23 protein-coding genes are annotated in these 23,156 nt (G+C 65.0%); 10 read left to right on the top strand and 13 right to left on the bottom strand.

The window, feature by feature from the left end; genetic code table 11:
- Positions 1 to 181: 181 nt before the first annotated feature.
- Entirely contained in the window at positions 182 to 1,147 is a 966-nt protein-coding gene (locus tag C4K27_RS12050) for a GlxA family transcriptional regulator (RefSeq protein WP_053260590.1), read from the bottom strand.
- 107 nt (positions 1,148 to 1,254) lie between these two features.
- Here C4K27_RS12050 and C4K27_RS12045 point away from each other — a divergent pair, with 107 nt between their 5' ends.
- Entirely contained in the window at positions 1,255 to 1,800 is a 546-nt protein-coding gene (locus tag C4K27_RS12045) for a thioesterase family protein (protein WP_053260589.1), read from the top strand.
- A gap of 115 nt (positions 1,801 to 1,915) precedes the next feature.
- Here C4K27_RS12045 and C4K27_RS12040 read toward each other — a convergent pair whose 3' ends face one another.
- Positions 1,916 to 3,904, bottom strand: coding sequence for a peptidase U32 family protein (locus tag C4K27_RS12040; RefSeq protein WP_053260588.1), 1,989 nt, complete (start codon positions 3,902 to 3,904; stop codon positions 1,916 to 1,918).
- Positions 3,905 to 4,028: 124 nt separating this feature from the next.
- Positions 4,029 to 4,409: a RidA family protein gene (locus C4K27_RS12035; RefSeq protein ID WP_053260587.1), complete on the bottom strand. Its 381-nt coding sequence runs from the start codon at positions 4,407 to 4,409 to the stop codon at positions 4,029 to 4,031.
- 229 nt (positions 4,410 to 4,638) lie between these two features.
- On the opposite strand from C4K27_RS12035, the gene C4K27_RS12030 reads away from it, so the two are divergent.
- Positions 4,639 to 5,025, top strand: coding sequence for a VOC family protein (locus C4K27_RS12030; protein ID WP_009048333.1), 387 nt, complete (start codon positions 4,639 to 4,641; stop codon positions 5,023 to 5,025).
- A gap of 69 nt (positions 5,026 to 5,094) precedes the next feature.
- Here C4K27_RS12030 and C4K27_RS12025 read toward each other — a convergent pair whose 3' ends face one another.
- On the bottom strand, positions 5,095 to 6,771 hold the full coding sequence (locus tag C4K27_RS12025; RefSeq protein WP_053260586.1) for an MFS transporter: 1,677 nt from the start codon (positions 6,769 to 6,771) through the stop codon (positions 5,095 to 5,097).
- A gap of 229 nt (positions 6,772 to 7,000) precedes the next feature.
- Between C4K27_RS12025 and C4K27_RS12020 the strand changes: the two genes are divergently transcribed.
- A complete protein-coding gene (locus C4K27_RS12020) occupies positions 7,001 to 7,189 on the top strand; it encodes a hypothetical protein (RefSeq protein ID WP_081002254.1) in 189 nt (62 codons plus the stop codon).
- 121 nt (positions 7,190 to 7,310) lie between these two features.
- A complete protein-coding gene (locus C4K27_RS12015) occupies positions 7,311 to 8,252 on the top strand; it encodes a class I SAM-dependent methyltransferase (RefSeq protein ID WP_053260584.1) in 942 nt (313 codons plus the stop codon).
- Between the two features lie 73 nt (positions 8,253 to 8,325).
- On the opposite strand, the gene C4K27_RS12010 is transcribed toward C4K27_RS12015, so the two are convergent.
- The 3 genes from C4K27_RS12010 to C4K27_RS12000 form a co-directional block, all read right to left on the bottom strand.
- Positions 8,326 to 9,585: a DUF1479 domain-containing protein gene (locus tag C4K27_RS12010; protein ID WP_053260618.1), complete on the bottom strand. Its 1,260-nt coding sequence runs from the start codon at positions 9,583 to 9,585 to the stop codon at positions 8,326 to 8,328.
- A 153-nt stretch (positions 9,586 to 9,738) separates the two neighbouring features.
- Positions 9,739 to 10,605: a helix-turn-helix domain-containing protein gene (locus tag C4K27_RS12005; protein WP_053260583.1), complete on the bottom strand. Its 867-nt coding sequence runs from the start codon at positions 10,603 to 10,605 to the stop codon at positions 9,739 to 9,741.
- A gap of 64 nt (positions 10,606 to 10,669) precedes the next feature.
- Positions 10,670 to 11,458 (bottom strand): DeoR/GlpR family DNA-binding transcription regulator, encoded by a 789-nt coding sequence (locus C4K27_RS12000; protein ID WP_007924902.1) that lies wholly within the window; start codon positions 11,456 to 11,458, stop codon positions 10,670 to 10,672.
- A gap of 180 nt (positions 11,459 to 11,638) precedes the next feature.
- Here C4K27_RS12000 and yghX point away from each other — a divergent pair, with 180 nt between their 5' ends.
- Positions 11,639 to 12,538 carry a YghX family hydrolase gene (gene yghX, locus C4K27_RS11995; protein WP_053260582.1) on the top strand — a complete coding sequence of 300 codons (900 nt, stop codon included), beginning with the start codon at positions 11,639 to 11,641 and terminating at the stop codon, positions 12,536 to 12,538.
- A gap of 51 nt (positions 12,539 to 12,589) precedes the next feature.
- Here yghX and C4K27_RS11990 read toward each other — a convergent pair whose 3' ends face one another.
- Positions 12,590 to 14,011 carry a phosphatidylserine decarboxylase family protein gene (locus C4K27_RS11990; RefSeq protein WP_053260581.1) on the bottom strand — a complete coding sequence of 474 codons (1,422 nt, stop codon included), beginning with the start codon at positions 14,009 to 14,011 and terminating at the stop codon, positions 12,590 to 12,592.
- A 375-nt stretch (positions 14,012 to 14,386) separates the two neighbouring features.
- Between C4K27_RS11990 and C4K27_RS11985 the strand changes: the two genes are divergently transcribed.
- Positions 14,387 to 14,932: a hypothetical protein gene (locus C4K27_RS11985; RefSeq protein WP_007924898.1), complete on the top strand. Its 546-nt coding sequence runs from the start codon at positions 14,387 to 14,389 to the stop codon at positions 14,930 to 14,932.
- Positions 14,933 to 14,974: 42 nt separating this feature from the next.
- On the opposite strand, the gene C4K27_RS11980 is transcribed toward C4K27_RS11985, so the two are convergent.
- On the bottom strand, positions 14,975 to 15,610 hold the full coding sequence (locus C4K27_RS11980; RefSeq protein WP_007924896.1) for a hypothetical protein: 636 nt from the start codon (positions 15,608 to 15,610) through the stop codon (positions 14,975 to 14,977).
- Positions 15,611 to 15,892: 282 nt separating this feature from the next.
- On the opposite strand from C4K27_RS11980, the gene C4K27_RS11975 reads away from it, so the two are divergent.
- Genes C4K27_RS11975 through dsdC form a run of 3 tightly spaced genes read left to right on the top strand, consistent with a single transcriptional unit; the run spans position 15,893 to position 19,582 of the window.
- Positions 15,893 to 17,233, top strand: a complete 1,341-nt coding sequence (locus tag C4K27_RS11975; RefSeq protein WP_053260580.1) for a GntT/GntP/DsdX family permease — start codon at positions 15,893 to 15,895, stop codon at positions 17,231 to 17,233.
- A 24-nt stretch (positions 17,234 to 17,257) separates the two neighbouring features.
- The gene (locus C4K27_RS11970) at positions 17,258 to 18,610 is read left to right on the top strand and encodes a D-serine ammonia-lyase (protein ID WP_053260579.1); all 1,353 of its coding nucleotides are present in this window, start codon (positions 17,258 to 17,260) and stop codon (positions 18,608 to 18,610) included.
- A gap of 24 nt (positions 18,611 to 18,634) precedes the next feature.
- Complete coding sequence (gene dsdC / locus C4K27_RS11965) at positions 18,635 to 19,582, top strand: DNA-binding transcriptional regulator DsdC (RefSeq protein ID WP_053260578.1); 948 nt, start codon at positions 18,635 to 18,637, stop codon at positions 19,580 to 19,582.
- Between the two features lie 31 nt (positions 19,583 to 19,613).
- Here the strand turns inward: dsdC and C4K27_RS11960 are convergent, their stop codons facing one another.
- The 4 genes from C4K27_RS11960 to C4K27_RS11945 form a co-directional block, all read right to left on the bottom strand.
- The gene (locus tag C4K27_RS11960; RefSeq protein ID WP_007924891.1) at positions 19,614 to 19,808 is read right to left on the bottom strand and encodes a DUF1289 domain-containing protein; all 195 of its coding nucleotides are present in this window, start codon (positions 19,806 to 19,808) and stop codon (positions 19,614 to 19,616) included.
- Positions 19,809 to 19,849: 41 nt separating this feature from the next.
- Entirely contained in the window at positions 19,850 to 20,341 is a 492-nt protein-coding gene (locus tag C4K27_RS11955; RefSeq protein ID WP_053260577.1) for a copper chaperone PCu(A)C, read from the bottom strand.
- Positions 20,341 to 20,946 carry an SCO family protein gene (locus tag C4K27_RS11950; RefSeq protein WP_007924889.1) on the bottom strand — a complete coding sequence of 202 codons (606 nt, stop codon included), beginning with the start codon at positions 20,944 to 20,946 and terminating at the stop codon, positions 20,341 to 20,343. Before C4K27_RS11950 ends, C4K27_RS11955 begins: the two co-directional genes overlap by 1 nt.
- Positions 20,947 to 21,114: 168 nt before the next feature.
- Positions 21,115 to 21,474: a hypothetical protein gene (locus C4K27_RS11945; RefSeq protein WP_007924887.1), complete on the bottom strand. Its 360-nt coding sequence runs from the start codon at positions 21,472 to 21,474 to the stop codon at positions 21,115 to 21,117.
- A 172-nt stretch (positions 21,475 to 21,646) separates the two neighbouring features.
- Between C4K27_RS11945 and C4K27_RS11940 the strand changes: the two genes are divergently transcribed.
- Positions 21,647 to 23,092, top strand: a complete 1,446-nt coding sequence (locus tag C4K27_RS11940; protein WP_053260576.1) for a SulP family inorganic anion transporter — start codon at positions 21,647 to 21,649, stop codon at positions 23,090 to 23,092.
- Positions 23,093 to 23,156 lie beyond the last annotated feature (64 nt).

Below are 23,156 nucleotides of genomic sequence, written 5' to 3'. Positions count from 1 at the left end.
CAGCCCATGATGCAATTAATAAGAACATTGACCTTCATCACCTGCCCGATAGGCGGATATCCATCCAGGCAGCAGAGGGTTCGACAGCCCTTCGCGTTGTACCTGTGTAGCTTTTCCCCCCTTTCCAGTTCACCTGAGCGCTGCGACGCGAGCTTCAGCGCACTCCTCACTCGCCTGCGAATCAACTCGCACCGGCCTGGAACTTCTTGCGGTAAGCCGCCGGCAGCAGGCCGACCCGTTGCTGGAACAGCCGGCGAAACGAGTTGCTGTCTTCGTAGCCCACTTTGTAGGTGATGCTGTCCAGGGTCATGCGCGTGGACTCCAGCAGCTCCTTGGCTTTCTCCAGGCGCAGGGTCTGCAGATAGGCCAGGGGGGTGTAGCCGGTGGCCTCCTTGAAGCGGCGCTTGAAGTTCCTCACGCCAAAGCCAAAACGGCGGGCCGTGTCGTCGATCAGCAGCGGCTGGTCGAAGTGTTCCTCCAGCCAGTCCTGCACCCGCAGGATCTCGCCATCGCCGTGGCTCTTGGGCAGCGACCACATGACATAGACCGACTGCTCGCTGCGCACCTTGTCGATCAGCAGGTACTTGCCGCACTTCTGCGCCAGCTCCAGGGAGGCGAAACGCCGCACCAAATGCAACAGCAGGTCCATGGCCGCGCTCGCGCCGCCGCTGGTGATCAGACGATCGTCCTCGCAGAGGAGCTGCCCCTCGTCCAGCTCGACCCCGGCATAACGCCGCCGGAACAGTTCGGCGAAGGCCCAGTGGGTGGTGGCGCGAGCGCCCTTCAATAGGCCGGCTTCGGCCAGGAGGAAGGTGGCGGTGCACATCGAGGCCAGCACCGCGCCCCGGGCATGCTGTTGCCGCAACCAGGGCCCATGCCCGGCAAATGCCGGCAAGGCCTCCTTCAGGGTGAAGAGAAAACCGGGGATCAGCACCAGATCGGTCTGGGCGATCTGGGCCACCGAGCGCTGCACCCGCAGCACCTGCCCACCCCAGGCGCTGACATCGGCGCCATCCAGCGAGGCGACCACCACCTCGAACGGCGCGCTGGCGCTGTCGGCGAACAGGTTGGCGGCGCTCAGCACTTCCAGGGCCAGGGTGGCGCTGGCGGCGGAACAGTGATCAGCCAGGAGCAAGGTGACGTGCATAGTGGATTCCGTTGCGCTTTTCGCATGAAAAATGTCATTTGCGCACCTACCTTAGCCGATTCTTCTTCCCTAGAGTGCAGCCATCCTTTTCCATCATCGGTGTACTCATGAATCTCTGGTTCCGCATGCTGCTCATGCTGTTTCGTCGTCCGTGGCGCAAGCCGGTAGAAGGCCTGGCCACCACCGTCGTGCGCATGCGCGTCTGGCCGCTCGACCTCGACCTCAACCGCCACGTCACCAATGGCCGCTACTTCACCCTGGCCGACCTCGGGCGCATGGATTTCGTCCTGCGCAGCGGCGCCTACCGCGTGGCCCTGCGCCACAGGGCAGTGCCGATCGTTGGCGATGTGTGGGGCAAATTCCGCCGTGAACTGAAGTTGTTCGAAGCCTTCGAGGTCCATAGCCGGATCCTCGGCTGGGACGAAAAATGGAGCTTTATGGAACACCGCTTCGTGAGCAAAGGCCGGGTGATCGGCGTGGTGGTGATGCGCGGGCTGTTCCGCTCGGCCAAAGGCACCATCGCCCCCGGCGAGTTCGTCCACGAGCTGGGCGTGGACACCTCTCCCGAGTTGCCACAGTGGCTGCAAGACTGGTCGCAAAGCTGCGACGACATGAGTGTTCAGTTGCGCGCCGAGGAAGATCCAGCGCGTTAAGGCGGTTCGCAGAAACAACAACGCCATTGCCGACCCAGTCGACAATGGCGTTGATGCACGACAGCCAGCGCTTGAACGAGCGCGACGCCGTGATGGCGCCGCGCCCGCCCGTCACTCAGTGCGGAGCGCGGGGGATGGTCTTGAGCAGGTCTTCGGGGCTGATGTGGCCGACCACGCTGCCCGGTTGCGGCATGTTGAGGATATGGCCTTTCATCTTGCCGATGATGTGCATCTCGCACGGCTTGCAGTCGAACTTCAGGGTCAGCACTTCGTCACCGTGAATCAGCTGCATCGGCGCCACCTTGGTGCGCACGCCGGTGACGCCCTTGGCCTGTTTCGGGCACAGGTTGAAGGAGAAACGCAGGCAGTGCTTGGTGATCATCACCGGCACTTCGCCGGCCTCTTCGTGGGCCTCGTAGGCTGCATCGATCAGCTTCACCCCATGGCGATGGTAGAAGTCGCGGGCCTTCTGGTTGTACACGTTGGCCAGGAACGACAGGTGCGACTCCGGGTACACCGGTGGCGGCGTGGTCTCGGCCTTGCGGCTGCCACGCGGGTGAGCGGCAACCCGCGCGGCGGTCAAGGCTTCGATCACTTCGCGGCGCAAGGCCTTGAGCTGCGAGTTGGGGATGAAGAATGCCTGCGGCGCATCGAGCTTGATGTCGATGGCGTGGTACTGCGTGGTGCCGAGCTGGCCGAGCAGGTCGCGCAGTTGTTCCAGCGCCTGCTCCGGCTTGTTGGCGACGCCGAACGGGCCGTCCAGGGTCACGCTGGCGCTGATCCCCTCTTCACTCGTCGCGGTCACTTCCAGCTGTTCTTCGCGCAGGCGCGCGACCCAGCTCAGGGCCACGCGACGCTCGGACGAAGTCTTCTGCAGGGCCTGCTGCCAGTTGTGATCGAGGTTGCGGTTCAGCGGGTGGTTCGGCCGCAGCTTGTACAGGCCTTCCGGCATCTCGTTGGGCTCGACGCGATAGCGATAGCGCTTCTCGCCGTCCTCTTCGAACTCGCCCTTGGGCTCGGCGATGTTGGCGCGGAAACCCACCACTTCGCGCTTGACCAGCACATTGAGGCCGTCGCCATTGGACAACGGCTCATGGGTCACCACGTGCAGGTCGCGCTTGGCGACTTTCTCCACCACGCCCACCGGCAGGCCGGTAAAGGTCGGCGAGTCGAAGGCGCCGATGTCGATCTTGCGATCGGTGACGAAATAATCGGTGCTGCCGCGGTGGAAAGTCTTTTCCGGGTCGGGCAGGAAGAAGTGCGCGGTGCGGCCGCTGGAGGCGCGGGCCAGGTCGATACGGTCTTCGAGCACGTCATCCAGGCGCTGGCGGTAATAGGCGGTGATGTTCTTCACATAGCCCATGTCCTTGTAGCGCCCTTCGATCTTGAACGAACGCACGCCGGCTTCCACCAGGGTGCGGATGTTGGCGCTCTGGTTGTTGTCCTTCATCGACAGCAGGTGCTTCTCGTAGGCGATCACACCGCCCTTTTCATCCTTGAGGGTGTACGGCAGGCGGCAGGCCTGGGAGCAGTCGCCACGGTTGGCGCTGCGGCCGGTCTGCGCATGGGAGATGTTGCACTGGCCGGAGAAGGCCACGCACAGCGCGCCATGGATGAAGAACTCGATCGCCGCATCAGTCTCGTCGGCGATGGCGCGGATTTCCTGCAGGTTCAGCTCGCGGGCCAGGACCAGTTGCGAGAAGCCGGCCTGGTCGAGGAACTTGGCCCGCGCCAGGGTGCGGATATCGGTCTGGGTGCTGGCGTGCAGCTCGATCGGCGGAATGTCCAGCTCCATCACGCCCAGGTCCTGGACGATCAACGCATCAACGCCCGCGTCGTACAGCTGGTGGATCAGCTTGCGCGCCGGCTCCAGCTCGTTGTCGTGCAGGATGGTGTTGATAGTGGTGAAGATCCGCGCGTGGTAACGGCGGGCGAACTCCACCAGCTCGGCGATTTCGCTCACTTCGTTGCAGGCGTTGTGGCGCGCGCCGAAGCTCGGGCCGCCGATGTACACGGCGTCGGCGCCATGCAGGATGGCCTCGCGGGCGATGGCGACATCGCGGGCAGGGCTGAGCAATTCCAGGTGATGCTTGGGCAAGGACATATTTTTTTAGTCAGGCTTGTCACAGTCGAGGCGCGCATTGTAGCGGCGAAACGCCTGACCGGCACCCGTGTACTGCCCGGTGGCGCCCACTCGCCGAGCGGCACCACCGGATAACGCCGCAAACTCAGCCCTTGGCCGCCATCGCGGTGACTTCCACGCGCATGCCTTCGACCGCCAGGGACGCCACGCCAACGGCGGCGCGCACCGGCCAGGGCTTGGCGAAGAAGCGCTGGTAGACCGCATTGAACGCGGCGCGCTCGGCCATGTCGGTGAGGTAGATGGTCAGGTGCAGGACCCGGTCCATGGAGCTGCCGGCCTTTTCCAGGGCCACCTTGAGCGCCTGCAGGGTGCACTCGCTCTGCGCAGTGATGTCGCCCAGCTCCAGGCTGCCGTCGGCACGGGTGGGGATCTGGGTGGAGACCAGGATGCCGGCGAAACCGGCAACGTCGGAAGAGATGGAATCCGCGTCGGGATCGGGAATGAAATCGATATCGTGGTTGGCCATGGGGCTCTCTTGTTCGAGGGGATAAAAGGCGCCAGTTTACAGCCCCGGCGCCGGATCGTGCGGGAATCGGCGGGAAAACCCGGCCCGCCCTCCTCGCCCGGTGGCAGCCTGTAACACTCCAGGGCGAGGGCGACGCTGCTGCCCGACTATTATCCCTGTCAGGCATTTATCGCCGACAGGCCCTCGATATCCTGCTGGCCATTCGCGCATCAATACGGAGAACAAACCCATGAAGATCGTGATCACCAGCGTGGTCGTCGACGACCAGGCCAAGGCCCTGGCCTTCTACCGGGATGTGCTGGGTTTTCAGCTCAAGCACGACATCGCCATGGGCGAGCACCGCTGGCTGACGCTGACCTCGCCCGGCGACCCCGACGGCGTCGAGTTGCTGCTGGAGCCCGACGCCCACCCGGCCGCCAAGCCGTTCACCTCGGCGCTGAAACGCGATGGCATTCCCTTCACCTTCTTCGGGGTCGAGGACATACACGCCGAATATGCCCGGCTGAGCGCCCTGGGCGTGCAGTTCACCCGGCCGCCGACGGTCGCCGGCCCGGTGACCCTCGCGGTCTTCGATGATACCTGCGGCAACCTGATCCAGATCGTCCAGCAGAACTGAACGGCCACGGCGCGGCGCGCTGAAAACCGGCGCGTCCTCTCCCTTGCGGGAGAGGACGGCTGAGCGCCTTCAGGTGTGATGAATGTCCCGATCCTTGGTTTCCGGCAGGAACAAGGTGCCCAGGATCGCCGTCATCACCGCGATGACGATCGGGTACCAGAGCCCGTAGTAAATGTCCCCGGTGGCCGCCACCATGGCGAACGCCACCGTCGGCAGGAAGCCGCCGAACCAGCCGTTGCCGATGTGATACGGCAACGACATCGAGGTGTAGCGGATGCGCGCCGGGAACAGCTCCACCAGCCAGGCGGCGATCGGGCCGTAGACCATGGTCACGTAGATCACCAGCAGGGTCAGCAGCGCCAGCACCGCCGGATAGTTGGTCTTGGCCGGGTCGGCCTTCTCGGGGTAGCCGGCGTCCTTGAGGGCGCTGCCCAGGGTGGCGACGAAGGCATCGTTCTGCGCCTTGAAGTCGGCGGCCGGCATTCCGGTGCCTTCGAAGCTCGGCAGCACCTTGTCGCCGATCCGCACCTGCGCTACCGCGCCCGGCATGGCCTTCTCGTTCTCGTAGGGAATGGCCTTCTTCGCCAGCACGCTCTTGGCCAGGTCGCAGGAGCTGGTGAAACGCGCCTTGCCCACCGGGTCGAACTGGAACGAACACTGGGCGGGATCGGCGACCACCGTGACCGGATTGCGCTCCTGGGCGCTGAACACCTCGGGGTTACCGTATTCAGTCAGCGCCTTGAAGATCGGAAAGTAGGTCAGCGCCGCGAGGACGCAGCCGGCCATGATGATGCCCTTGCGCCCGATGCGGTCCGACAGGCTGCCGAACAGGATGAAGAACGGCGTGCCGATCAACAGCGAGCCGGCGATCAGCAGGTTGGCGGTCTGCGGGTCGATCTTGAGCGTCTGCAGCAGGAAGAACAGCGCGTAGAACTGCCCGGTGTACCAGACCACCGCCTGGCCGGCGGTGCCGCCGAGCAGCGCCATGATCACGATCTTGAGGTTGTCCCAACGGGCGAAGGACTCGGTCAGCGGCGCCTTGGACGACTTGCCTTCGGCCTTCATCTTCTGGAACACCGGCGACTCGCTCAGTTGCAGGCGGATGTACACCGAGACGATCAGCAGCAGGATCGACAGCAGGAAGGGAATCCGCCAGCCCCAGGCCTCGAAGGCTTCGGTGCCGAGGATCGTGCGGCAGGCGAGGATCACCAGCAGCGACAGGAACAGGCCCAGGGTCGCCGTGGTCTGGATCCACGACGTGAAGTAGCCGCGCTTGCCCTTGGGGGCGTGCTCGGCCACATAGGTCGCCGCGCCGCCATACTCGCCGCCCAGCGCCAGGCCTTGCAGCAGGCGCAGGCTGATCAGGATGATCGGCGCCGCCACGCCGATGGTCGCGTAGCTGGGCAGCAGGCCGACCACGGCGGTGGAGACACCCATGATCACGATGGTGATGAGGAAGGTGTGCTTGCGCCCGATCATGTCGCCCAGGCGGCCGAACACGATCGCGCCGAACGGTCGCACGGCAAAGCCCGCGGCGAATGCCAGGAGGGCGAAGATGAAGGAGGTGGTCTCGTTGACGCCAGCAAAGAAGTGCTTGGCGATGATCGCGGCTAACGAGCCGTAAAGGTAGAAGTCGTACCACTCGAATACGGTGCCCAGGGACGAAGCGAAAATGACCTTGCGCTCCTCCCGGGTGATCCCGCGGTTGGGCGTGCTGCCCGTGGTTGTACTGTCGATTGCCGGCATGAGGGTTCTCCGTCTTGTTCTTGTTATAGGCCGGAGTGCCTTACTACCCTTGCCACACCCAGGCCCTGGGCTGATGTCATCGAACTGAAGCTCACCGCACTGAAGCTCATCGAACTACGGATTGCACAACGCATGGAAACAGGCTGACGGCCTCGCATCGCTGCCAGGTTTCCCTGAAGCATAATCAGCTTCGTGCAGATATCCACTCGCCCGCCGCCTGGCGGCCCTCATGCCACGCCGCCGTCAACCATCACTGCCGTCGATCATTCAAATCATGAAAGCGGATTTTTCATTTTCCGCCGATGCCTTCAGAATGGCGCCACCTTCAATACCGTCGGACAAGTACGTCATGAATATCAATTTTGCGGTCGCCTGCATGATCGTGGTTTCCTTTGCCATCGCCCTGTTCCACACCTGATCGGCAGCCCCGCTCGACATAGCCCCGGCCATCGGCACGGGTGCAAGCCACTGACTTGCCGCGTTCCCCACGCGGCATTTGTGTTTAAAATGCCCGCCCTTTTCCGCTGCTGGCCCCTGCGATGAACTCCGACGCCCTCTCCATCCTGCACCATCACCTGCTGACAGCCCTGGCGTCCGCTCCGGCGGAAACCCGGCGCCTGTTCCATGGCCGCGGGCGTTGCTGGCCGGGGCTGGAGCAAGTGACCGTGGACTGGCTGCAGGGCGTGGTGTTGGTGGCGCTGTTCAAGGAGCCGGAGCCGCAGCAGCTGGAGGCGCTCAAGCAGTTGCTGCTGGCACTCAGCACCTCGCCGCAGTGGCAGGCCTGTGGCGCCCATACCCTGCTGCTGCAACACCGTTATCAGCTGCAAAGCCCGGTGGACTGGCTGGTGGGCGAACCTATCGATGAATGGACCCTTGTCGAGGAAGGCCTGCGCTATCGGGTGGACCTGGGCCAGAAGCAGAACAACGGCCTGTTTCTCGACATGCGCTACGGCCGCAACTGGGTGCGCGCCAATGCCCGGGACAAGCGCGTGCTGAACCTGTTCGCCTACACCTGCGGCTTCTCGGTGGCGGCCATCGAGGGCGGAGCGACCCATGTGGTCAACCTCGACATGTCGCGCGCGGCCCTGAGCCGTGGCCGCGACAACCACCGGCTCAACGGCCACGACCTGAGCCGGGTGAGCTTTCTCGGCCACGACCTGTTCAAGTCCTGGAGCAAGGTAAAAAGTGGCGGGCCCTACGACCTGGTGATCATCGACCCGCCTTCGTTCCAGAAAGGCAGCTTCCTGCTGACCAAGGACTACGCCCGGGTGCTGCGGCGCCTGCCGGAACTGCTCACGGCCGACGGCTGCGTGCTGGCCTGCATGAACGACCCGGCCGTCGCCTCGGACTTCCTGATCGACGGCGTCACCCGCGAGGCCCCGGGCCTGCGCTTCGAGCAACGCCTGGACAACCCGCCGGAGTTTCCCGATAGCGATATCGAGAGCGGCTTGAAGGCGCTGGTATTCCGCCGGGTCGAATAAGCCCGGCATCCCTCGCCCGGCCCCTCAGCAACAGACACCACCGCCCTCGGCCTGAGCCCCGATAGCCTAGAGGTCACTCCAGCCCCAGGCCGCGCCGGCCGATGGCGTTGAGCTCCTCGGGGCCGAACCGGCCCTGCCAGGTGCTTTCATAGTCTTCCCGGGGAAAGTCCGGCGGCGATACGCCCCGCTCGAAAGCGCCATACACCGCCTTGGCGTAAGCCTGGTTTTTCGCGCACATGGGCGCCGCCGGCACGTACATCACATTGCCCCAGCCCTGCTGGTTTTCCACGGCGGCCACGCTGTGGACCAGGTCGCAATGCCACCACACCGAATCGCCGGCGCGCACCTCGGGGATCGGCCGCAAGGCCTGCATCAACAGCGGGTGCCATTGCCGGGAAACCGGTAACACCTGGCCCGGCGCCACGCCGCACAATTCATCTTCCGGCACGTCGTCGAGCAACGGGCGCAACAGCAGGTAGGCCATGGCCTTGGGAATCGGCACGCAGTGCAGCACGCCCTGGTCGGCGCGCATGTCCGATAGCGCGGTCCAGCCCTGGAAGGTCCTGAACACCGAGCACGTCACCGTGTCGCGGTAAGCGTACTCGTCGACCTCGGTGCGATGCGCCGCGTCCCAGGGGTCGTAGGCCGCGAAGTCATTACGGTAAAGGCTGTCGAAAACCTTCAGGTAGGCCGGGTGCAGCCAGCGCTCCAGGGCGCCGGAATCGGTGTGCGGGCCCAGCCCTCCGGAACGGGTGCCCGGCGGCCGGCGCCGGACCCGGTCGGGGTACAGCGCATTCACCTGCGGGTCGAACCATTGCCGGCCCTGGGACTCGCTCTTCCACAGCCGGTTGAGAAAGACCTGCACCCGGGCCATGCGCTCGTGCTGGCGCAACTGCATCTGCGCCCGCGACCAGTAGATCGGCAAGATCTGCGGCCGCGAGGCCTCCAGGTTGCCGAAGAAGCGGTCGACCGGGCCGCGGTAGATCCGTTCGAAATCATTGCGCGCCAGATAGCCCAGCAGATCCTGGTCCCAGGTGCTGACCCTGTCCCGGGCGAAATGCCCTCGCACCACCACGCAACCGCGCCGGTGGATCGCCGCGCGCTGTTCGGCGCTGACCCGGCCCGCGGCGATCTGCGCATAGTCCAGCTGCGGCCAGGCCTGGCCGCCCTGGGCATCGATCGAGGCGATCTCCTGCTCGATAAAGGCGCTGACCTCGGCGAACAGCGACTGCACGTCGCCGATCCGCGCACGCAGGGCGCGCTTCATCCGCACTATGTGCTCACGGTAGTTGTCGGGCAGGGTCTGGCAGTGGAAGGCAGCGTAAGGATTCATGGTCATGGCCTGTGTCGTTCGGGTCGGGAGAAGCGCGAGCATGGCGCCGCGCTGTTGCCATGAAACCCCAGGGCCCTGGCCGCAGGCAGTGGGGTTTGGCGCGTCGACCGATACGATTGTGGCGTTTCCAGCGCCGCTGGCAGCAGGATACTGTCACTGGAAATGCGCGCGGTGGCGCTGGCGGAAAGCCGAAGGGGTCATGCCCTGCCGGGCCTTGAACTGGCGATTGAACAGGGCCAGCGAGCCATAGCCCACGGCCTCGGCAACCTGGGTCACCGGGGTCTGCGGCCCTTGCACCAGCAGCGCGCAGGCACGGCCGATGCGCAGGCGAGCGATGTACTCCAGGGGCGTCGCCCGGGTATGGCGGCGGAACATCCGGTGAAACGCCGAGACGCTGACACAGGCCATCCGCGCCAGCTCGGCGATGCTCAGCGCTTGGCAGTAATGCGCGTGAATATGCTCCAGCACCCGCTGCAGACGCCCGTCCTCAAGCACCGCCGGGCCGGCGGCGGCCGGCAGGATCTTCTCGGCGCCACGGTCGCGACTCAGGCGCGTCAGCAACGCCAGCAACGACACCAGCCGCGTCGGTTCATCCTGGGCGACCATGGCCTCGATCAGCGGGCGCGACTCCCGTGCCGCCTCGCCGCTGAACTGCAAGGCACCGCGGGCCGCGGCCAGCAGGGGGCGCAGGCCGGCCATTTCCGCAAACAGCTCGACCAGGGCAGTCGCCCAGGCTTCGGAAAACCAGATCACCAGGGCGACATGGGGCTGGCGCGGGTCGATCCGCTGCTGCGAACTCCAGCTGTGGGGCACGTTCGGCCCCACCAGCACCAGGTCGCAATCGTCATAGGCACGCACATCGCCGCTGATATAGCGCTGCCCGCGACTGTTGAGGGTCAGGGTCAGTTCGTATTCGGGGTGGTGATGCCATTCGAAGGGAATTTCCTCGGCCAGGCGCCGATCGAGCATCGACCAGGAGGCGGTGGCCGTGGTGGGGATCTGCTCGAAGCTCGGTTTCATGGCGACACGCTGTCCTGTTGGCGAGGCTCATGGCCAGAGAAAGTACCCTGAAGCGGCCCCGCCGTCACACCGGCGCCTGCACCACCTCGATGCCCAGGCGCCGGTAATCCTCGATGCTGCCCGAGGCCAGGTGCTGCTCGGTGATCAGCGTATGCAGGCGATTGCACGGCGCCACGGCGAAGGGTTCCACCGCGCCGAGCTTGTCGGCGGTGGTCACCGCGATGACCTGGGAAGCGCTGTCGAGCAAGGCCTGCTTTACCGGCACCTCGTCGAAGTGCAGCGAGGTGATGCCGACCTCCGGGTGAATCGCGCATACCCCGGTGAACAGCAGGTCGGCGCGGATGCCCTGGATCAGGCGTACCGCCTCATGGCCGCCGGAAGACAGGGTCGCCGGGTTGAGCCGGCCGCCGGCGAGAATCACCTGGCTGCGCGGGTATTCGGCCAGGGCGACGGCGATCAGCGGCGAAGCGGTGACCGCGGTGATGCCGATATCGGCAGGTAGCGACTGGGCGATCAGCAGCGTGGTCGAGCCCGAGTCGAACATCACGATCTGCCCTTCCTGCACCCGCTGCGCGCCGAGCCTGGCCAGGTGGCGCTTGACCTCGCTGCTTTCGCCCAGGCGGGTGAACACATCCTTGCCGGTGTCCTTGGGCCGTGGCAGCGCGCCGCCGTGCACCCGCTGCAGCAGCCCGGCATCGGCCAGCTCCGCCAGGTCGCGGCGGATGGTGTCCTCCGAGACCGCGAAATGCTGGCCCAGCTCGGACGCCATGACCTTGCCGTCGCGTTCGAGCAGCAGCAGGATCTTCTGCCGGCGCACATGGGGCAGTTCGGCGATGGAATGCTGATTTTGCATGGTTATGCCTGTTTTTGCGTGTTTATGCGAGATTAGCCAAGGCTTTGCCCAAACACAACGCCGGCCCTGCGCATTGGCCGCCCGGGCCCAGGCTTGCTTTACTGAGGCAACCGGGGCGAATTCGTCCCGCCCACAAGTCATGTGGCACCCGGACGCCCATGAGTGAGGAGATAACGCGCGATGCAACGTCTCAGTGCCAAAGACTTCGCCCCCGAGCTGCTCGAGCTCTACGACTACTACGCCCACGGCAAGATCAGCCGCCGCGAGTTTCTCGACCGGGCGGCGGCCTTCACCCTGGTCGGGCTGACCGCCAGCGCCACCCTCGCCGCCCTGACGCCGAACTACGCCCTGGCCGAACAGGTGTCGTTCACCGACCCGGCGATCGTCGCCGAATACATCACCTACCCCTCGCCCAAGGGCCACGAACAGGTCCGGGGATACCTGGTGCGCCCGGCGAAAGGCGAAGGCAAGTTGCCGGCGGTGGTGGTAGCCCATGAAAATCGCGGGCTCAACCCGTACATCGAGGACGTCGCGCGGCGCCTGGCCAAGGCCGGTTTCATCGCCCTGGCCCCCGACGGCCTGACCTCCCTCGGCGGTTACCCCGGCAACGACGACAAGGGTCGCGAACTGCAACTGAAGATCAATCCGGAAAAGCTGATGAACGACTTTTTCGCCGCCGTCCAATGGCTGCTCGAGCACGACGCCAGCACCGGCAAGGTCGGCATCACCGGCTTCTGTTATGGCGGTGGCGTGGCCAATGCCGCGGCCGTGGCCTATCCGGAACTGGCGGCGGCGGTGCCCTTCTACGGGCGCCAGCCGGACAGCGCGGAAGTCGAGCGGATCCAGGCGCCGCTGTTGCTGCACTACGCCGAACTGGACACCCGCATCAACGAAGGCTGGCCGGCCTACGAGCAGGCACTGAAAGCCGCGGGCAAGACCTACGAGGCCTACATCTACCCCGGGGTGAACCACGGCTTTCACAACGACTCGACCCCGCGCTACGACGAGGCGGCGGCCACCCTGGCCTGGGACCGGACGCTGGCGTGGTTCCACAAGTACCTGGTCCAGGCCAGCGGCTGACAGCGGTTTGCAGGCGACGGCGCGAGGGCGCCGTCGCTTGTGCTCGGCGGCTCAACCCTTGTTCAGCAGCGCCGTGGCGATCACCGTGCCCATGGGCGTCGGTTGCGGGTCGTTCTGGTGCGCGACCGCGTTCACCGCCCAGTCCTCCAACTGCACCCGGCCCTTCTGGAAGATCATCATGTGGGTCGAACCACCGAACTCGAAATGCCCGATCTCGGTGCCACGGGTGATGTTCACCGGTGCCGCGCCTTCGTCGACGATGAACGGCGGCTCGATCACGCAGGTCGAGACCTCGACCATGCCGATGCAGATCAGCGCGACATAACCGCAGGTCGGGTGCTCGAAGACAAAGATCGCCCGGGCGGCGACATGCCCCAGGTACGGCTGCGACTCGGTGCCCTCCCAGGTGCCCTCGTCTTCGCCCTGGGCCGGACGCTGGGCGAAATAGGTGCCCGGCTGTACCCAGGAGCGCACCAGCTTGCCATCGAGCGGGGCGTTCCAGCGGTGATAGTGGGTCGCCGACAGGAAGCCCTGGTAAGCCTGCCCCCCCTGGAACGGCGCGGCCCACTGCTCCTGGCCGCCGAACAGATCGAGCAGCGAGTAATTGACGTCCTTGATCCAGAACTCGGTCTCGAACGCCACATCGTTTTCGTACTGCCAGGGCGTGGTCTCGCAGCCGATATCGACCTGGGTCAGCGGATTGCCCTGGAACGGCCGCGCGCCGGGCACGAACCTGCGGATGAAAAACGCGTTCCAGGAATCGAAGCCGTAGCCGGGCAGGTTCGGGTCATGCTCCATCTGCGTCCAGACCCCGGCCTCATGGGCCGCCGCGGAGATCCACGAGCCCTCTTTTTCCGGGTCGTTGATGTCCAGCTTGTCGAGGGAAGCGCTGCTCTTGAGGAAGGCGTTCCAGGCATTGAGGACCTTCTTGAACTGCTGGTTGAAGGTCGTGTCATGGAACAGCGCGACACCCGCCTCGGTGCCCATCGACACCGCCAGGAAAGCGTTCATCGGCGTGCCGACCTGGGCCGTGGTATTGAACGACGAGGAGGTGCTGATGATCTCGTTGAGAATCTCGAAGAAGCTGTCGTAGCCGGCGATCCACAGCGCATCGCCGTCCGTGTCCTTGATCTGCTCCTTGGTCGCCTCGTCCAGGGTCGCCACGTAGGCGTTCGATTGTTCGATCATCGAGTTGACCCACATGCGGTACACGCTGTTGTGGGTGACCCAGGTCTTGAACTCGATGATTTCCGTGCGCATCGGGGTCAGGGTGCCGGCCTTTTTCTTCTCGGCGATCAGGTTGCGCAGCGGCACCAGGAATTTGGCCGTGGCCCATACCCGGTTGGGCACCCAGAAGCCCATCTGGATCGGCCCGGCGTTGGCCAGCGTCAGGCGTTCGGCGCCGGTGCTTTCCAGGCGTGCCTGGCGCGACGGCTGTTTGGGGTTGTTGAGCTGTTTGTCATACTGAGTCATGTCTTTACTCCTTTAAAGAGGCGGCGCCCGGGCTGCGATGGCACGGGCGCGACCAGACCGCGATGAGGTACTGGCCAGCAAACGACTGCTCCAACAGGCGTTCATGTCAGGGGGGCGACAAGGGTTTTGTACGGGGTTGAACGACACTCCGTGTCCTTCTCGCAATGCCGGTCCCGGGCAGAATGCGGCGGGGCCATCTACAGGCGCGACTTGCCTGGACAAGTAAAGCTGCTCTGGCGGGTTTCTGGGGGGCGCCGGGAAAATTCAGGCCGCAGGCGACAAAGGGTTTTCCAGGATCATGCCTTACAACATTGATATCAAATAGACATCATTCGATAATCCCGCCCCACCAATCCCCTCACGCAAGGAAATGCCGTGAAAAAATCCCTGCTGTTCGTTCCTCTGCTCGCGCTGTTGCTGCAAGGCTGTGGCATGACCATGACGCGCTATGAACCGAGTTACGACAACGTCCAACGACTCAAACAGAGCCCGCCTCTGCACACGATCAGCGATACACAGGTAACGGCGGCGGCCGGCCAGGGTTCGCTGTCGGTCCGCGCCAATCCGATCCGTTCGCCCAGCGGCAGCATCCCCTTGCATATTCAGGACGCCATCAACGAAGAGCTGCGCCGCGCCGGCCTGCTGGACCCGCAAGCGCAACGGCACCTGCAGGTGCTGGTGCTGAAGAACGAACTGAGCGCCGGAGTGGCCAGCGGTCATGGCGAGCTTGCGGCGCGCTTCACCCTGCTCAAGGGCAGCGAGGTGGCATATGAGTCGACCCAGACCGTGAGCAGCCAATGGAGTAGCAGCTTCTTCGGGCCCATCGCTATCCCCAACGCCGCCAATGCCTACAACCCGCTGGTGCGTGATTTGCTGAAAGCCCTGTACAGCGACCCGCAGTTCATCCAGGCGCTGAAATAAGGACAAAAAAAGAGCCGCTCAAGCGGCTCTTTTTTATTCGGTTCAGACCCGGGGCACGCGGGAATCGAGCGCCGAATATTTCAGGCTGTTGCGCTCGACCATCTGCTTGAGCAGCGCATTGACCTGCCGAGTGAAGGTATCGCTCACCGCTGCCTTCGGGGTATTGCCCATCAGCGGCACGAACCAGATGCCCATCCAGGTATTGATCCCATCATGGTTGCTGGAACTGCTGACAGCCTGGCCCTGCGGGTCCAGCGCCTCGAGGCTCATAGTGTATTGATCGGTTGCCATCGTCGGGATGATGGTGAAGGTGAAGCCGCTGATAAAGGCCATGACCATCTGCCCGCCACCAGGTGGATGGTTGTAGACCTTCAGCCGCAGATTGTAGTCACCTGGTTGCTTCTGGAACTCATCCAGGGTCACGCGACCGAAAAGGCCGGAGTCGCTCAAGATTTTTTGCAACTGGGGTTTGAGCATGTCGCGCGCCTGCGGCACTTCGACGGCCGAAGCACTTTGAGGCTCGCCCTGATAGAAGTTGAAGCTCACATAGACATTCGGCTTGTTAGCGTAGCTGGACATGGATGGCAGATCCACCGTAGCCACTTCGTCCTTGGTGAAGCTGGCGCAACCGGTCAGCGCGAGCATCAGGGACAGGCCCAGAATCTTTCCAATCTTCATTGCGGTTTCCTTAGGTTGGGTAGCGAAGCGCCTCCATGGCTGGAGTGGCCGCGGCGATTCTAGAGAGTGACGAGCAATATCAAAAGGCCACCAATGAAAAATTCTTCCCGCCAACCGCAATCCCTTGCTGTACCGCACCCGCCACCGGCGCCCACAGCTGACCCAGCATCACCCATCTGCTGAGCAATGATCTTTTGTCAGCCCCGCGCGGCCGAGCGTTAACTCTCGCCCCGCGAAGTCCTTTGACGGACCCCGTCACAAAATCAATAAGAGGGTTGGCCGATGCAAAGCAATGGCGCGTTGCTGTGGGTGTTGTTAGCCGCGATCGTGATGATCGTGGTGCTGATTGTCAGGTTCAGGGTGCATGCCTTCCTGGCGCTGATCGCCGCCTGCGGCCTGGTCGGGATGGGCTCGGGGATGCCCTTGAATGCCATGCTCGAATCGTTTCAGAAGGGCCTGGGCGATACCCTGGGGTTTCTCGCCGCGATCATCGGGCTGGGCAGTATCCTCGGCAAGATGCTCGAAGAGTCCGGAGGTGCCGAACGCATCGCCCGGACCTTGCTCGACACCCTGGGCGAGCGGCGCGCCTCCTGGGTGATGATGCTGGTGGGGTTCATCGCCGGCATCCCGGTGTTCTTCGAGGTCGGCTACATCCTGCTGATTCCGCTGGTGTACGTGGTGGCCAAGGCCACCCGCCTCAACCTGTTGCGCCTCGGCGTGCCGCTGGCGGTGTCGCTGATGTGCGTGCACTGCATGCTGCCGCCGCACCCCGCGGCCATGGCCATTACCCACTTGCTGGGGGCCGACGTCGGCAAGGTGATCCTCTACGGCCTGATCGTCGGCCTGCCCACCGCCATAGTCGCCGGGCCGCTGTGGATCCGCCTGGTGGCGCGCAGCCAGGCCGAACCCTGGCAGGCGGCCTTCCTCGAGGAGCGCTGCGAGGCCCGTGGCGAACGAGTGCTGCCCGGCTTCTGGCTGACGTTGCTGACCATCCTGCTGCCGCTGCTGCTGATGATCGGCAAGACTTTCGCCAGCGCCCTGCCCGCCGGCTCGACGCTGTCCGGGCTGCTGTCGTTCTTCGGCAACCCGCTGGTGGCGCTGCTGATCGCCGTGGTCTTCGCCTACTGGTCCCTGGGCTTGCGCCGTGGCCTGGGCATGCAAGACCTGCTGGGGCACACCCAGAAAAGCCTGCCGCCGCTGGCCAGCATCCTGCTGATCATCGGTGCCGGCGGCGCCTTCAACGGCATCCTGATCGACAGCGGCGTGGGCAAGGTGCTGGCCGATTCTCTGACCCGGCTGGACATCAACCCCGTAGTCCTGGCTTGGCTGGTGGCGGGCCTGATGCACTTCGCGGTGGGCTCGGCGACCGTGGCCATGATGAGCGCCGCCGCCATCGTGCTGCCGACCCTGGGCGTCGACTCAGGCTACAGCAAGGAGATCATCGTGGTCGCCATCGGCGCCGGGGCCATCGGCTGGACCCACGTCACCGACTCGGCCTTCTGGGTGGTCAAGGAATACCTCGGGGTGTCGCTGGCCGATGCCCTCAAGACCTTCACCAGCGCCACGGTCCTGGCCTCGGTGGTGGCCCTGCTGCTGACCCTGGCCCTCTCTCATTTCGTTTAAACCTTTGCCACAGGAGACTTCCCCATGATCGCAGGCCAGCCACTCGCTACCTGGACCCGTCGCTTCCCGCTACTCGAAGAGCTGATGGCGTTGCGCGAAACCACCTGGTTCACCGCCACCCGCGCGCCCCTGGCCGATGGCCTGGGCGATCTTGCGCTGAGCGCCGCCGACGTGGCCGACGCCAGCGCCCGCCTTGCGCGTTTCGCCGCGTATTTTCGCGTGGCTTTTCCCGAGACCTTGGCCAGCCACGGCATTCTCGAATCGCCGATCCAGCCGCTGCCGGCCTTGCAGGCGGTGCTGGCCAGCCGCTATGGGCAAGCCCTGCCCGGCGCGCTGTGGATCAAGCAGGACAGCCACCTGCCGATCTCCGGGTCGATCAAGGCCCGCGGCGGTATCTACGAGGTGCTCAAGCACGCCGAACGCCTGGCCCTGGAGGCCGGCCTGCTGCACCCGGACCAGGACTACAGCGTGCTCGACTCGCCCGAGGCCCGGGCGTTCTTCAGCCACTACCGGATCGCCGTCGGCTCCACCGGTAACCTGGGCCTGTCCATCGGCCTGATGGGCGCCCGGCTAGGCTTCCAGGTCACGGTGCACATGTCCGCCGACGCCCGCCAATGGAAGAAGGACAAGCTGCGCGCCCATGGCGTGAACGTCATGGAGTACGAAAGCGACTACAGCATCGCCGTGGCCCAGGGGCGCCAGCAGGCCAGCGCCGATCCGGCCTGCCACTTCGTCGATGACGAAAACTCCACCGACCTGTTCCTCGGCTACGCCGTAGCCGCTGAACGCCTGAGCCGGCAACTGGCGCAGGCCGGGGTCCGTGTCGATGCCGAGCACCCGCTGTTCGTCTACCTGCCCTGCGGCGTCGGCGGCGGCCCCGGCGGCGTGGCGTTCGGCTTGAAGCTGGCGTTCGGCGACGCCGTTCACTGTATATTTGCCGAGCCCACCCATTCGCCGTGCATGCTGCTTGGGGTGCACACCGGGCTGCATGACGAGGTGTCGGTGCAGGACTTCGGCATCGACAACCTCACCGCCGCCGACGGCCTGGCCGTCGGCCGTGCCTCGGGTTTCGTCGGCCGCGCCATGCAGCGGCTGATCGAGGGTTACTACACCGTCAGCGATGACGAACTGCATGCCCTGGTCTGGCTGATGGCCAAGCACCAACAGCTGCACCTGGAGCCTTCGGCGGTGGCTGGTGTCCCAGGCATCGCCCGGGTGCAGGCACAGCGTGACCAGTACCTACAGCGCAGCGGCCTGAGCGCCGCGGCTTACGCCCGGGCCACCCACCTGGTCTGGGCCACGGGCGGCAGCATGGTCCCGGACACCGAGATGCAGGCCTACCTGGCGCAAGGCGCCCGGGTGCTGCAAGGCTCATAACCGACCGACAGGAGAAGCGCCGGCTTGTACAACCTACCGCCCCGACTGGATGCCAAGCTCAACAGCAGCCAGTTCTCGAACCTGTTCACCTTCCAGGCCGCGGCCCGCCACCTGAGTTTCAGCAAGGCCGCCGATGAGTTGTGCCTGAGCGCCAGCGCGGTCAGCCATCGCATCGCCCGGCTGGAGGCGGAGCTGTCGATCCAGCTGTTCCGCCGGCTGACCCGGCGGGTGGAGCTGACCGAGGCCGGCGAACGGATTTTCGCGATCCTCCAGCAGACCCTGGGCGAGCTGTCCGAAGTCCTGGCCCAGCCGGTCGACGCCGACCTGGCCGGGCCGCTGACCCTGTACGCCCACCCGTCCATCGCCCATTCCTGGCTGGTGCCGCGCCTGGCCGAGTTCGGCCAGCGCTTTCCCGGGGTCAGGCTCGACCTGCGCGTAGGCAACGACCGCATCGACTTCCGCACCCGGCAGATCGACCTGGCGCTGTACTACGGCAATGGCGAGTTCCATGGGCTGGTGGCACACAAGCTGATGCAGGAGCGGGTCGCACCGGTGTGCAGCCCGCAATACGCCGAACGCCATGGATTGACCGGCGCGGTCGAGCAACTGCAGCACTGCACCCTGCTGCATGACTCACTGGCCTGGGACCACGCCACGTTCGATTCCGAATGGGCGCTGTGGATTCGCCAGCACGGCGCCGGCGTGGCCATGCCGAAACGCGGGGTGACTTTCGATCGCTCGGACCTCTGCGTTACCGCCGCCATCCACCATGCCGGCGTGGCGATCGGGCGCGAGCATCTGGTCAGCGAGGCAATCGGGCAAGGCCGGCTGGTGCTGCCGTTCAGCGGGTTTACCCGCAGCGGCGAATACGACTACTACATCGTCCACCCGGCCCTTGAGGCCCTGCCGCGACGGGTCTCGGCCTGTATCGCCTGGTTACGCGAGTGTGCGGCGCAGACGCCGGGAATCTGAAGGCCGGCGCTGGAGGCCGGCTGGGGGGAGATCAGCGGCTGGCTCCGCCGCCCTTCTTGCGCAGCGCCTTCAAGCGCTGGCTCGCCCGCTGCACCGCCGCCATCTTTTCCGGGCGCTTCATGCGCTTCCATTGGCGGATGTCGTCCTTGCTGCGCCCGCAACTCAGGCACAGGTCGCCGCTCAACTGGCAAACGGCGATGCAGGGGTTGTCGATTTCCTTGGCCATGCTTCAGCCTGGCTGCCGGTCGTCGCAGGTGCCGCCAACCATCAATGCTGCATCTTGCTGTGGTCGGGCATATTCAGGGCGCGGGCCTGGGCCTCGACCTTGATCGACTCTTTCTCGCCCTTGGCATTTTCCACCACCAGGGTCAGCGGCACCTTGTCGCCTTCCTTCACCTGGGCGACCAGGTCGATCAGCATCACGTGATAACCGTGGGGGTCCAGGGCGACGGCCTGGCCGGCCGGCAACGCGACGAAGTCCGCCGGGCGCATGCTCATCACATCGTTGTGCATGCTCGACTGGTGAATCTGCACAATCTTGGCCACTGGCGACTCGACGCTGAGCAGCTTGCTGTCGTCGCTGGCGGTCAGGGTCATGAAGGCCCCGGTCGCCTGTTGCCCGGCGACGGTGGCGCGTACCCAGGCGTCGTCGACCTGGGTCTGGGCCGCGGCCTGGCCCGCCAGGCCCAGCAGGGACAGGCCGATCAGGATGCGTTTGGCGCGTTGGGCGATAGCGGTTTTATTCAGGGCCGGGTACATCAGCAGACCTCCATGACGGTCAGTAAATCTTCCGCGCACTCTTGCGCGGTAAGCGATTGGGACAAGCCAAGGCGCAACGTGCCCCGGGAGTCGTAGACAAAACTGGTGGCGGTGTGGGACAGGGTGTAGGTCGAACCGCTGGGGATCTTCTCGTAGAACACGTCGAATTCCTTGGCCGTGGCCGCGGTCTGCTCCAGCGTGCCATACAGCGCGACGAACGACGGGTCGAAGGCCTTGACGTAGGCGTCGAGGACCTCCGGGGTATCCCGCTCGGGGTCCAGGGTGATGAAGATCACCTGCAGGCGGTCGCCGTCGCGGCCCATCAGTTTCTTGGCCTGGGCCGCGCGCGCCAGCGTCGTGGGGCAGATGGCCGGGCACTGGGTGAAACCGAAGAACACCATCGGCATCAGGCCGCTATAGCTTGAGAGCGTCCTGACGTTGCCCTCGGTGTCCTTCAGCTTGAAGGTACGGCCCATGATCTTGTCGCTCAGATCCTTGCCATATTTGTACGACAGCTGGCCCCGGGTATCGCAGCCGGCCAGAAGACCGAGACCCAACACCCCCATACCTGCAATCACCTCGCGGCGACTCAACAAAACACTCATTCGTTACCGCCCTTTGAGGAGCCGAAAGTCCAGACGAGTCGCCAGGCGGCTCATCCGTAAAAGCCACGCATGGTAGCAAAACGAGGCGCCCCGCTTCCTGCCAAATGGATGACAGGTTGTGTGCGACCTTGGTCGGGTGCGGCGTTTAGCCGCGCTTGCCAGCGGCGCTCAGCCCAGCCGCGCCAGGCGTTGTTGCCAGTTGCCGCCGTTGATGCGCTGGCACTGTTCTTCGCTGTCGTAGCGCACATGGGCCGCCAGCGCCTGCAACTCCACGCCGGCGTCATGCAGCGCCATGGCTGTCAGTTCGAGCATGCGCTCACCCTGCCCGCAGGCCAGGGCCAGGGCCTTGCTGGCCTGGGTGTCGAACACCCATACCACCCTCAGGCTGGCGGGAAACGCCGCGTAATCGACCACATGGGTCAGCCAGGAGAACCCGACGATTTGTGCCTTGGCGGTTTCGCAGGCGTCGGTGAGGCTGGCGACCAGGCGGCGTTCGAGACGCGCCTGCTCGCGTTTGCTTGATGGCATGGAGGCTCCTTGGCTGCCCGGTATTAAGCGCCGGAGCCGTGCAGTCTTGCCGCGAGCGCCCATCAATACAAGCCCCATGGCTGGCTGGCGCGGCTGTAATTCCGTAACATTCGCCGCCTTTCGACAATCCCCCGCAACCCCGGCCGCCCCTGGCCACCCTCTCAGGTAAACCATGAAACCCGCTCGCCTTCGCGCCGACGTCCTGGCCGGACTCACCACCTCTTTCGCCCTGGTGCCCGAGTGCATCGCCTTCGCCCTGGTCGCCCACCTCAACCCGCTGATGGGACTGTACGGGGCCTTTATCATCTGCACCCTGACCGCGCTGTTCGGCGGCCGCCCGGGGATGATTTCCGGCGCGGCCGGGTCGATGGCGGTGGTGATCGTCGCGCTGGTGGTGCAGCACGGCGTGCAGTACCTGCTGGCCACGGTGCTGCTGGGAGGGCTGGTCATGATCGCCTTCGGCCTGCTGCGCCTGGGCAAACTGGTGCGGATCGTGCCGTATCCGGTGATGCTCGGCTTCGTCAACGGTCTGGCGATCATCATTGCCCTGGCTCAGTTGGAACACTTCAAGGCCGATGAACGCTGGCTCGGCGGCACGCCCCTGTGGCTGATGCTCGGGCTGGTGGCGCTGACCATGGCCATCGTCTATCTGCTGCCACGCTTGAGCCGCGCGGTGCCGCCAGCGCTGGTGGCGATCCTCGGGGTCGGCCTGCTGGTCTACCTGCTGGGCCTGCCGACCCGCACCCTGGGCGACATGGCCCATATCGCCGGCGGCCTGCCGCGCCTGGTGCTGCCGGACATTGCGTGGAACCTGGAGACCCTGGGCATCATCGCCCCCTACGCGTTCCTGATGGCCATGGTTGGCCTGCTGGAAACCCTGCTGACCCTCAACCTCACCGACGAAATCACCGAGAGCCGCAGCTTCCCCGACCGCGAATGCGTGGCCCTGGGCGCGGCCAATATCGCCTCCGGCCTGTTCGGCGGCATGGGCGGTTGCGCGATGATCGGCCAGACCGTGATCAACCTCAGCTCCGGCGGCCGCGGCCGGCTGTCCGGGGTGGTCGCCGGGACGATGATCCTGCTGTTCGTGCTGTTTCTCTCGCCCCTGATCGAGCGCATTCCGCTGGCGGCACTGGTCGGGGTGATGTTCGTGGTGGCCCAGCAGACCTTCGCCTGGGGTTCGCTGCGGGTGCTGCACAAAGTGCCGCTGAACGACATGCTGGTGATAGTCGCGGTGACCATCATCACCGTGTTCACCGACCTCGCCATCGCGGTGCTGTGCGGCATCGTCATCGCCGCCCTCAACTTCGCCTGGCAGCACTCGCGCGAGCTCTACGCCGACAGCCACGAGGAAGCCGACGGCAGCAAGCTGTACCGGGTCCACGGCACCCTGTTCTTTGCCTCGACCACCTCCTTCCTCAACCACTTCGACCCGGCGGGCGACCCGGCCCAGGTGACCCTCGACTGCCGCCACCTGAGCTTCGTCGACTACTCGGCCATCGCCGCCCTGAAAACCCTGCGCGAACGCTACGGCAAGGCCGGCAAGCACCTGCGGGTGACCCACCTGTCCGAGCGCTGCAAGCAGTTGCTCAAGCGCGCGGGCATCCAGCACGGTTGAACCCAGGCTCACGGAACGACCGCCTTCAGCGGCACTTCTGTTCTCGACAAATGCCTTTACACCC

It is taken from the genome of Pseudomonas chlororaphis subsp. chlororaphis (assembly GCF_003945765.1).
GTDB lineage: Bacteria > Pseudomonadota > Gammaproteobacteria > Pseudomonadales > Pseudomonadaceae > Aquipseudomonas > Aquipseudomonas chlororaphis.
This window is presented reverse-complemented; position numbering and strand designations above follow the sequence as displayed.